Origin of the sequence: Dyella sp., assembly GCF_036384435.1 — a bacterium.
Classification (GTDB): domain Bacteria; phylum Pseudomonadota; class Gammaproteobacteria; order Xanthomonadales; family Rhodanobacteraceae; genus GSA-30.
This window is the reverse complement of the sequence record NZ_DASVMI010000155.1, coordinates 1-11556: the sequence shown is the minus strand read 5'-3', so window position 1 is coordinate 11556 and position 11556 is coordinate 1. Positions and strand designations below refer to the sequence as shown.

Sequence of the window (11556 nt, the reverse complement as noted above, 5' to 3'; positions counted from 1 at the left end):
GCGGCGCGTGCGGTGCGAGCGGCCTGTAAGGGTGTCGCCACGGGAGAGACCAGTTCCTGGATGGAGATCGTATTTGACGTGGTATGGGGCACGTCTTTGACGAGAGGGTCCGAGAGCGGCTGACGTGTGGCGAGTGCTGCCGAGCTGGCAGGAGAGGACGAGATGGACATGGCGGAGCTTCCTTGCAGAACGAATACAAGTCGATTCTGCATGGGTTGCCTGCGTGCTCGGCGTTATCGGGCTAAGGTAGTTTGACCATAGCGAGCAATGCGAATGGTGCCGGTGGCAAAAAATGGGCGCCCTAAGGCGCCCATGGTTTCGTTGCTTGCCTGGCCTGCGACTCAGTGTCCGCGCTGGGGATCGGAGTCGAATGTGTGCGGGTGATCATCGCCATGGTGCGGTAGCTTGTGCGACGGCTCGTCGAGCTTGTCGCCCAGCATGCGGCGCACGCTGACGTAGAACACCGGGATCAAGAGCAGGCCCAGGAAGGTGGCGAACAACACGCCACCAATCACGCCGGTGCCGATCGCATGACGGGAGTTGGCGCCGGCGCCGGTGGAGATGGCCAGCGGGAAAACGCCCAGGATGAAGGCCAAAGAGGTCATCAGGATCGGGCGCAGTCGCAGTCGGGCGGCGGTAGTCACCGCCTCGAACAGCGTCTTGCCCTCCAGTTGCTGCTCGACCGCGAATTCCACGATCAGGATGGCGTTCTTCGCGGCCAGGCCGATCACCGTGATCATGCCGATCTTGAAGTACATGTCGTTGGGCAGGCCACGCATCATGCTGAACAGCACTGTGCCCAACAGGCCAAGCGGCACCACCAACAGCACGGATACGGGAATCGACCAGCTTTCATACAACGCGGCAAGGCACAGAAACACAATGACGATCGACAGGATCATCAGCAGTGTGGCCGAGTTACCTGCCAGCAACTCCTGATAAGACTGACCGGTCCAATCCGAGCCATAACCCTTGGGCAGGTCGCTGTCCACGATGCCTTGCAGCGTGTTCATCGCCTGGCCGGTGGAGTAGCCCTTGGCCGAGTCGCCGACGATTTCCACCGCCGCATAGCCGTTGTAGCGGGTCAGGGCGGGCGAGTTGGTGATCCACTGCGTATGCACCACGCTCGACAGCGGGATCATGTTGTACGGACCATTGGGATTGGTTGCCGTACTGGTCGTCGAACTGCTAGTGCTGCCCGTGCTGCTGGTGGTCAACGTGCTCGGCGTATAGATGTGCTTGAGCGCATCCGGGCTCATACGATATTGAGCATCGGCCTGCACCATGACACGCTTGACGCGGCCGCCATAGGTGAAGTCGTTGACGTAAACCGGTGCCAGAGTCAGTGCGATGGCATTGTAGATATCGGTGACCGACAGTCCCAAAGCCTGGGCCTGCACGCGGTCGACCGTAAGGCTGTACTGCGGCGAATCTTCCAGCGAGTTCGGGCGGATGCCGAACAGGGCAGGGTTACCCTTGGACTTGCCCAGCAGAATGTTACGCGCCTGGGTCAGCTCCTCGCGGGTCTGGCCGTTTCGGGCCTGCAAGTACATGTCGATACCGCCGAACTGGCTCAAGCCGCGGATCGTCGGCAGGTTCACCACGAAGATCTGCGCATCACGGATGCCATGCAATACGCCATTGGCCTGCCGGATGAAATCATCGGCGGTGATATCGCGCTTATCCCAGTCGGTCAGGCGAATGAAGGCCATGCCCGTACTTTCGCTCTGGCCAATGAAGCTGAAGCCGGAGATCTGGAAGATGCCATCGATGTCACCCTTGAGCGGACTCTGGGCGAAACGATTGCGTACCTCACCCATGACCTCGCGAGTACGCTGCAAGGTGGCACCCGGCGGCAACTGCACGATGGCCAGCGCAAAGCCCTGGTCTTCGCTCGGCACAAAGCTGGTTGGCAGGCGTGTATAGAAGAAGCCGGCGACGATCGAGATCAGCACGAACACCACCATCCAGCGAGGCGCATGGCGTGCCGCACTGCCGATGTGACCGTGATAAGTGTGTGTCACCCGGTCGAAGACCGAGTTGAAACCACGATAGACGACGTTCTTCTTCTCGTGATGCGTTGGCTTGAGAATCGTGGCGCAAAGCGCTGGCGTGAACGACAACGCCAGGAAGGCCGAGAAGCCCATCGACACCGCGATCGTCAGCGCGAACTGCTTGTAGATCACGCCCGAGGCACCCGGCTGTAGCGCCGACGGCACAAACACCGCCGCCAGCACCACCGTGATAGCCACCACCGCGCCGGTGATCTGGCCCATGGCCTTGCGCGTGGCCTCCTTCGGATCGAGGTTTTCCTCGGTCATGATGCGTTCGACGTTCTCGATCACCACGATCGCGTCGTCCACCACGATACCGATGGCCAGCACCATGCCGAACAGGGTCAACTGGTTGAGTGTGAACCCGAGGGGTAGCAGGCCGATGAACGTACCCAGCAGCGCGACCGGGATCACCAGCGTCGGGATGATCGTGGCGCGGAAGTTCTGCAGGAAGATCAACATCACCAGGAACACGAGGGCGACGGCTTCCACCAGCGTCTCGACCACTTCCTTGATCGAGATACGCACGAACGGGGTGCTGTCATACGGCGTGAACCAGGTCACGCCTTCCGGGAAGTCTTTGGCCAACTCGGTCATCTTCGAGCGCACGGCAGTTGCCACGTCCAGCGCGTTGGCGCCGGGCAGCAACTGCACACCGAAGGCACCGGCCGGCTGGCCGTTCCAGGTCGAACCCGAGCCGTAGGTCTGCGGACCGAATTCCACGCGCGCCACGTCGCCAAGCTTGACGGTGGTACCGTCCGGGTTGGCGCGCAGGATAATGTCGCGGAACTGCTCAAGCGAGGAGAAGCGACCTTCCGCCGCGACGGTCGCGGTGAACATCTGGTCCTTACCGGCCGGGTCAGCGCCGAGCGAACCTGCGGCGAACTGCACGTTCTGTTCGCTGATCGCGGTTTGCACCTGGGTCGCGGACAGACCATAGCCTTGCAGCTTGTCCGGGTTGACCCAGATACGCACCGCGTATTCGGCACCGAGCTGGCGGGTGTTGCCCACGCCCGGGATACGGCCGATCTGATCGAGTACCTGCGAGGACACGATGTCGTTCAGGCGGTCGTTGCCGATAGCCGGATTGCTGGAGATCAGCGTGACGAACATCAGGAAGTCAGGGTTGCTCTTGGCTACCACCACGCCCTGCTGAGTCACCTGCGAGGGCAGGCGCGGCTGGGCCAGCGACACCTTGTTCTGCACCTGTACCTGGGCGATGTCCGGGTTGGTGCCGGTCGCGAAGGTCAGGGTGATCTGTGCCGTGCCGTTCGCGTTGGAGGAGGAGCTGAAATAGAGCAGGTTATCCACGCCAGTGAGCTGCTGCTCAATGACCTGGGTAACCGTGGTCTCCATCGTGTTGGCACTCGCGCCGGGATAGGTCGCGGTCACCGTCACCTGGGGAGGCGCAATGTTGGGATAGGACTCCACACCCATGTTGAGCACCGAAATGATGCCCACGAGTGTGATGAGGATCGCGACCACCCACGCGAAAATCGGGCGGTCAATGAAAAAACTCGGCATGACGCGGGCTCCTTACTGCTTGGCCGCGGGGGGCTGGGCGCCCGCGGCTTGTTGCGTCGGCTGCTTGTTCGGATCCCACGGCGTCGGCTTGACCGGCGCGCCGGGCTGCACGGCTTGCAGGCCAGAGACGATCACCTGGTCACCGGCATTCAAGCCGGACGTCACGATCCAGTTGTTGCCGTTGGTGTTATTGGCTGTGACATTCTTGCGCTGAACCTTGTTGTCCGCGCCGACGACCAGTGCGTACGCTCCGGATACGTCACGCAGCACGGCCTGCTGGGGTACCAGGAAAACGTTGTGTTGCTCGCCCAGGTTGGCCGTCAGGGTCACGTACTGGCCGGGCAGCAAGCGCTGGTCGGGGTTTTCCACCGTGGCACGCAGGTTCACTGCGCCCGTGGTCGGGTTGACCGTGGTCGAGGAGAAATCCAGCGAGGCATCGGGCTGGTAGCGCGAACCGTCGGGCAGGGTAACCTGCACGGTGGTCTTGTCCTGGCCGGACAAGGTCACATCGCCCTTGGCGGCCGCGGCTCGCAATTGGTCGAGGTCGGACACGCCCATGGTGAAATTCACATAGAGCTTGTCGATCTGGTCGACCGTGGTCAGCAGCGTGGCGTCACCCTGGCCCACCAGGGCGCCCTCGGTGACCTGTTGCTGGTTGGACCGGCCGGAGATGGGAGCTATGACGTTGGCGTAGCTCAGGTTGATCTTGGCCGTTTCAACATTGGCGCGGGCCGCCTGCACGGCTGCGGCTGAATTGCGCTCGGCAGCTTCGGCGTTGTCCAGATCCGAGCGTGAGACATAACCCTTCGGGGCCAACTCGCGGGCACGCTGGGCGGCGATCTTATTATTTGTGTAGGTCGCCACCTGTTGGGCGAGTGCGCCTTCGGCGTTGCCCAGGGCCGCCTTCAGCGGAGCCGGGTCGATCTGGAACATGACCTGACCTTCCTTGACGTTGGCGCCTTCCGTATAAGTGCGCTTGAGCAACACCCCCGCCACACGGGCGCGGACGTCGGCGCTGCGATAAGGCGACAATCGGCCAACCAAGCTTTCCGTCAGTGGAGTGCTCTGGGACTGCACCTTGACCACGCCGACTTCCGGCGGCGGCGCCTGGGGCGGGGCCTGGTCCTTCTTGCCGCAAGCGGCCAGCGCGAGCAGGCTCAGGCACAGCACGGGGGTGCGCAGTGTCGTGGACTTCATGGGGACTCCGTTTTATTACGTAAACTTGGGGCGCCGCCCCTTTCGGGGCAAGTGTTTGAATGTAAAGACTTACTGCGATGCACCATCCAGCCCAGTGCCGTTGGTTAGGGGGCCGGGACATCCAGTCGGGGCTTGGGTTGGGCCATTCCGCATTCCAGTCGAGTGGCCGGAAGTGGACTACACCGTACAGTTTATAATTTGCCTGGGAACGAGGTCTAGTCCCGATGCGGGGTGCGAGGCAGGATTTCTGCTCGTCAAGTGGCAGGGGCATCCGCAATTCCGGGCGAGGTCAAGGGCAGCTCTGGTCGAGATCGCCTTACTGTAGGTCGCGATTCTGACGCAAATCATGTGCTGTGCGTAAGCGTTTGGTCGCATTCTGCTGACAGATGTCATGGTCCGATAGTGGTAAGGGTTCGGAAACGCTCGCACCATGCGGTTGTCATCGAGGTCATGTCGCATCGGTGGAGCGCCATGGTGAACGCATGGATGCATTTCCCGATCCTGCACCGTTGCACAACATTGATGCGCCACAGCATGTGTTTGTGTGGATTCGATGAAGCGCGAGGCGTATCCTTTTTCGGCTTTTTTCGTCTCCACTGACCAGTAGATGCCATGAATGCAATGCGTGCGTCCGGCGACCGTCTGCTCCAGACCGTCGTACTCGAAGAACTGAAGAAAAATGGATTGTCCAACGCGCGCCTTGAAGAGGCGCAATTTTTTATCGATGCCTTCTTCTCACGCATCGCTTCGGTCGACGTCGATCTTCATTCGGGCGCCGAATGGGCCCGGCTGATCGGGGGCCTGATCGAGTTCATGCAGCAACGACAGCCCGGCCGGGCCTCGGTGAGGGTGGTTAACCCTGAGCAGGGCTTCGCCGGACGAAGCCTGGTGCAGATTGTCACCGATGACATGCCGTTCCTGGTCGATACCGTGACCATGACCGTATCGTCGTGGCAGATTCATGCGGTGATCCATCCGGTGGTCAAGGCCACTCGTGATGCCGCTGGCAAGCTCACCCGGCTTGGCGATGAGCAGGGCGTGGCCGAGTCGGTCATGCATTTCGAGATCGACCGTGTCGCCGACGAGGCGGAACTGAAGGCCCTGCAAGAAAATCTGCAATCGGCACTGGAGGACGTGCGCGATGCAGTGCGTGATTGGTCGGCCATGCGCGACAAGGCACTGGCGATCGCGACGGAACTGCCACAGCGCAAACTACCGCTGGATGACGCCTCGATCCAGGAAGGCACCGAATTCCTGCGTTGGCTGGCTGATGACAACTTTACCTTTCTCGGTTACCGCGAGTACGAGGTCAAGGCCGAAAGTGGTGAAGACGTGCTTTGCGCAGTGGAAGGTTCGGGCCTTGGCATACTGCATAAGCGTGAGCGCTCGGTCGCTCCGCGTTCACTGCGCACCCTGGTGGCCAGCGAGTTGCCGCAGTCCGGTTCCACGGACGCCATCATCCTGACCAAGACCAATGCTCGCTCGGTCGTGCATCGCGCGGGCTACATGGATTACGTGGGCGTGCTGAAGTTCGATGACAACGGCCGACCGGTATCCGAGCAGCGCTTCCTGGGCTTGTTCTCCTCCAATGCCTATATGGCCCGCCCCCAGGACGTACCCATGGTGCGTCAGAAGGTGGAGGCGGTGCTGGTGCGTTCGGGCCTCAAGCGCGATTCGTACTCTGGCAAGTCCCTGCGCCACATCCTTGAGACGTTGCCGCGCGATGAGCTGTTCCAGAGCAGCGAAGACGAGCTCAACGCCACTGCCACCGGCATCCTGGAGCTGCGCCAGCGCGCGCGCACTCGCTTGTTTGTCCGTCGCGATCGCTATGGACGCTTCTTCACCTGCATCGTGTTCATTCCGCGCGAGCGCTTCAATACCAGTGTGCGCGAGCGAGTGGAGACCCTGTTGCGTGATGCTCTGCATGGAGAGACCGTCGACTCGGCCGTACTGATGGGCGAGGCGGCCCTGGCCCGCTTGCACGTGGTGGTGCGTCCCAAGATCGGTGACCAGGCCATCTACGATGTGCAGCAACTGGAGCAGCAGGTCGGCGTGATCGTGCGCAACTGGCACGACGAATTGCGCGACACACTGATCCGCGCGCGCGGCGAACATGACGGCGTGGTGCTGGCCAATCGTTACGGCAAGGCGCTGCCTGCCGGCTACATGGAAGACGTTGCCGCCGAAGTGGCCGCCGAGGATGTCTATCAGTTGTCCCTGCTCAAGGGCGACGACGCCATGCGCATGTCGTTCTATCACCCGCCGCATCGGCCTGAGGCGCTACGTTTCAAGGTCTATCGAAGCGGCTCCGACCTGCCGCTGTCGGAGGTCTTGCCGCAATTGGAAAATCTCGGCCTGCGCGTGCTAACCGAGCATCTGTACGACGTGCATACCGCCGATGGCACGCTCTACATCCAGGATTTCGAAGTCCAGCCGGCCGGCAACCTTGCCTTTTCGGTCGAGCAGGTCGGTAGCCTGTTCGAGGATGCCTTCGAGCAGATCTGGCGGGGCAATGCCGAAAACGATGGTTTCAATCGCCTGGTGCTTGGGGCCAAGTTGAACTGGCGCCAGATCGCCATGCTGCGCGGCTACTGCAAGTATCTGTTGCAGACAGGCGTTGCCTTCTCGCAGGCGTACATGGAAGACGCCCTGAACCGGTACCCTGCCATTGCCGGCCTGCTGGTGGAGTTGTTCCTGGCCAAGTTCGATCCGCGCCGTGAACAGCTCTCCGTGGATGAACTCAAGGCCGCTGGCAGCACCTTTACCGTGGAAATGCATGCGCTTATCCCCGAATCGATTCGCTCGGCCCAGCCAGCCCTGATCGACACGATGACCGGTTCGATGGCGCGTCCGCGTGACGAACAGATCAGTGTGCTGGAAGATGCTATCGGTACCTTGCTGGAAACCGTATCCAGCCTGGATGACGATCGTATCCTGCGCAGCTTCGTGACGCTGATACGCGCGACGTTGCGCACCAGCTTCTTCCAGCGTTGGGATGCGGCATTCCGTCCGTACATCAGCTTCAAGTTCGATTCGCGCCGTGTGCCGGATCTGCCCAAGCCCGTGCCTTATCGTGAGATCTTCGTCAGCGCACCGCGTGTGGAAGGTATCCATCTGCGATTTGGTGCCGTGGCCCGCGGTGGCTTGCGCTGGTCCGATCGCCGCGAGGATTTCCGTACCGAGGTGCTGGGGCTGGTGAAGGCCCAGATGGTCAAGAACACCGTCATCGTGCCGGTGGGCTCCAAGGGTGGCTTCTTTGTCAAACGTCCGCCGGTCAATGGCGATCGTGACGTGCAATTGGCCGAGGGCATCGCCTGCTACCGCATGTTCATCAGCGGCTTGCTCGACATCACCGACAACCTGATCGAAGGCAAGGTCGTGCCGCCGCACGACGTGGTGCGCCATGACCAGGACGATCCCTATCTGGTGGTGGCGGCCGACAAGGGCACGGCCACGTTCTCCGATATCGCCAATGCCATCTCCGTGGAGCATGGCTTCTGGCTGGGCGACGCGTTCGCCTCGGGCGGCTCGAACGGGTATGACCACAAGGGCATGGGCATCACCGCTCGCGGTGCCTGGGAGTCTGTCAAGCGGCATTTCCGCGCCCTGGGTCGTGACAGCCAAACCCAGGATTTCACCACGGTCGGCATCGGCGATATGTCCGGCGACGTCTTTGGCAACGGCATGCTGCTGTCTCGCCATATTCGCCTGCTCGCCGCATTCGACCACCGGCACATCTTCCTGGATCCCAATCCGGATGCCGAGCGTTCGTTCGCCGAACGCGAACGCATGTTCAAGTTACCGCGCTCGAGCTGGGAAGATTACGACAAGTCGTTGATTTCCCATGGTGGCGGCGTCTACGCGCGCACGCTCAAGTCGATCCCGATTTCGCCAGAAGTGCGCCACGTATTGGGGCTGAAGCCGGAAGTCACCCAACTGGCACCGTCGGATCTGCTCAGCGCCATCCTCAAGGCACCGGTCGACCTGCTGTGGAACGGTGGCATCGGCACCTACGTCAAGGCCAGCAGTGAAACGCATGCCGATGTGGGCGACCGCGCCAACAATGCGTTGCGCGTCAATGGTGCCGAACTGCGCTGCAAGGTAGTGGGCGAGGGCGGCAACCTGGGCTTGACCCAGAAGGGGCGTATCGAGGCGGCGCACCATGGCGTGCTGCTCAACACCGATTTCATCGACAACTCTGCCGGTGTGGATACTTCCGATCACGAGGTGAACATCAAGATCCTGCTTGACGACGCCGTCCAGCGCAGCGAGTTGACGGTCGACGCCCGCAACAAGCAACTGGCGGCCATGACTGACGAGGTCGGCGATCTGGTGCTGTGGGACAACTACCGCCAGAATCAGGCCATCACCCTGATGGAGCACCAGTCGGTGCGCCGCCTGGGTTCGATGGCGCATTTCATTCGCATCCTGGAGAACGAAGGCACCCTCGATCGCCAAGTCGAAAACCTGCCCAGCGAGACCGAACTGACCGAGCGCAAGGCACGTGGACAAGGCCTGACCCGCCCTGAATTGTCGGTGCTGCTGTCCTACGACAAGCTGCGCCTGTACCAGCAATTGCTGGAATCGGACGTGCCCGAAGACCCTTACCTGTCCAAGGAGCTGGTGCGCTACTTCCCAGCGCCATTGCACGAAAAGTACGCGGCGCACATGCAGCGCCATCGCCTCAAGCGCGAAATCATCGCTACGGCCGTCACCAATTCCACCATCAACCGCATGGGCGCTACCTTCATGATGCGCATGCAGGAAGATACGGGGCAGGGGCCGGCGGCCATCTCCAAAGCGTACACGGCGGCACGCGAAATCCTGGGTGCCCGCGAGCTCTGGGCGCAGATCGAGGCTCTGGACAGCAAGGTGGCTGAAGATACCCAGATCGACGCGATCATGCAGATCTGGTCACTGCTGCGTCACCTGACGCGCTGGCTGCTCAACCGGCCCGGCGGTACCCTTGATATCGCGGCCAATGTCGAGCGCTACCACGCCGGCGTGAGCGTGCTGAGCACGGCCCTGCCGGCGGCGCTGACCGCAACGGGTAAGGTCGATTTCGCCAGCAGCCAGGAAAAATGGGAAGGCCTGGGCATGCCGCCTGAACTGGCGCTGCGGCTTTCGCGCCTGCCAGTTCAGCGCGCGATGCTCGATATTGTCGAAGTGGCACAGCAGGGCAACCATCCCATCGACCAGGTGGCCGGGGTGTTCTACGAGTTGGGTGAAGCCCTGGACCTGGAATGGCTGCGTGGTCAGATCGAGGCCTTGCCCGTCGATGGCCACTGGCATGCGCAGGCACGTGGTTCGCTGCTGGACGAACTCACCCACCAACACCGCGCGCTTGCATTGCAGGTGCTGGCGCTGCCTGGTGGCGGCAAGGACGTATCGCCAGTCCAGGCGTGGCTTGATCGTGACGATGCCACGCTCAAGTACACGCGTGGCATGTTGGCCGAAATCCTCACCCAGAATGCCGATTATCCGATAGCCTCGGTGGCGGTACGGCGCCTGGCGCAACTGGCGCAGGTTCCGGTTGGCTGATACGTCGCCGAACCTGGACGTGACCGACGAAGGCGCAAGACGATGTAGTCTTGCGCCTTCGCGCTTTCTGGGCTCAACTGAGCACTTCGATCAAGGACGGCCTGTCGCCCATGCGTTTTGCCTTCGTTGCCAGCGAAACCTCCGTTGCCCAGCAGGCGCGGCGTAAATTTGTCGATCGCTATGGCGACATCCCGCCGCATGAAGCTGATGTGATCGTCGCGCTAGGTGGCGACGGCTTCATGTTACGCACATTGCATACCTATAGGGAAACCGGGGCGCCGGTCTACGGCATGAAGCTGGGGCGTGTGGGTTTTCTGATGAACAAGCATCGCCTGGATGATTTGCCCGAACGCGTGGCCAGGACGCACGCGGCCGTGTTGCATCCGTTGGAGATGCGCGTGACCTGCGCCAGGGGCAAGCAGCACGAGGCACTGGCCTTCAATGAGGTGTCATTGTTGCGTCAGAGTAACCAGGCTGCGCATATCGAAGTCAAGCTCAATGATCAGGTCAAGCTCGAAGCGTTGATGTGTGACGGCATTCTCGTCTCCACGCCGGCCGGGTCGACGGCGTACAATCTATCTGCGCATGGCCCGATCCTGCCACTGGACAGCCATGTGCTGGCGCTCACGCCGATCAGCCCCTTTAGGCCACGACGTTGGCGAGGCGCCATCCTGCCGCATCGAACCGAAGTTACCTTGCGTATTCTCGATCCTGGCAAGCGGCCGGTGAGTGCGACGGCCGATTTCCACGAAGTGCGCGATGTGCGTCAGGTCGAGGTAAGGCAATCGCAAGTATATAGTGTCAAATTGCTGTTCGATCCCGAGCACAATCTTGAGCAGCGCATCCTCGATGAGCAGTTCGCGCAGGACTGACCGCGTCATGCGGCTCTGGTAGATTGGCGCCATGACTCGCCCTTCGTCCGATGCCCACGATCCCAAGGCCGCTGCCGACAACCGCCTGGTGGTTGCCATTTCGTCACGGGCGTTGTTCGACCTGGGCAATAGCCACGAGCTGTTCGAGCGCGATGGCCTGGATGCCTACCGCGCATTCCAGATCGAGCATGAGAATGACATCCTGCCGCCAGGTGTGGCCTTTCCACTCGTGCAGAAGCTGCTTGGCCTGAACAAGCTGGCCGGCAAGCTGCCTCCGGTCGAGGTCATCCTGCTGTCGCGTAACTCCGGGGATACAGGGCTACGCATCTTCAATGCCATCCAGCACTATGGCCTGGAGATCAGCCGCG

5 protein-coding genes are annotated in these 11556 nt (G+C 61.5%); 3 read left to right on the top strand and 2 right to left on the bottom strand.

Annotation, left to right across the window (positions count from 1 at the left end; genetic code table 11):
- Nucleotides 1–341: 341 nt before the first annotated feature.
- Nucleotides 342–3578 (bottom strand): multidrug efflux RND transporter permease subunit, encoded by a 3237-nt coding sequence (locus VF436_RS15015; RefSeq protein WP_330904836.1) that lies wholly within the window; start codon nucleotides 3576–3578, stop codon nucleotides 342–344.
- A gap of 12 nt (nucleotides 3579–3590) precedes the next feature.
- Entirely contained in the window at nucleotides 3591–4775 is a 1185-nt protein-coding gene (locus VF436_RS15010) for an efflux RND transporter periplasmic adaptor subunit (protein ID WP_330904835.1), read from the bottom strand.
- A 612-nt stretch (nucleotides 4776–5387) separates the two neighbouring features.
- Here VF436_RS15010 and VF436_RS15005 point away from each other — a divergent pair.
- From VF436_RS15005 to VF436_RS14995, 3 genes are all read left to right on the top strand, one after another.
- Entirely contained in the window at nucleotides 5388–10316 is a 4929-nt protein-coding gene (locus VF436_RS15005) for an NAD-glutamate dehydrogenase (RefSeq protein WP_330904834.1), read from the top strand.
- Nucleotides 10317–10426: 110 nt separating this feature from the next.
- The gene (locus VF436_RS15000) at nucleotides 10427–11188 is read left to right on the top strand and encodes an NAD kinase (protein WP_330904837.1); all 762 of its coding nucleotides are present in this window, start codon (nucleotides 10427–10429) and stop codon (nucleotides 11186–11188) included.
- A 31-nt stretch (nucleotides 11189–11219) separates the two neighbouring features.
- The coding region (locus VF436_RS14995) for a 5'-nucleotidase (protein WP_330904833.1) at nucleotides 11220–11556 on the top strand (337 nt) is incomplete at its 3' end.

Bases quoted from the DNA above. Each gene is read 5' to 3' on its own strand.
- VF436_RS15015 (WP_330904836.1), bottom strand. From the start codon at position 3,578: ATGCCGAGTTTTTTCATTGACCGCCCGATTTTCGCGTGGGTGGTCGCG.
- VF436_RS15010 (WP_330904835.1), bottom strand. From the start codon at position 4,775: ATGAAGTCCACGACACTGCGCACCCCCGTGCTGTGCCTGAGCCTGCTC.
- VF436_RS15005 (WP_330904834.1), top strand. From the start codon at position 5,388: ATGAATGCAATGCGTGCGTCCGGCGACCGTCTGCTCCAGACCGTCGTA.
- VF436_RS15000 (WP_330904837.1), top strand. From the start codon at position 10,427: ATGCGTTTTGCCTTCGTTGCCAGCGAAACCTCCGTTGCCCAGCAGGCG.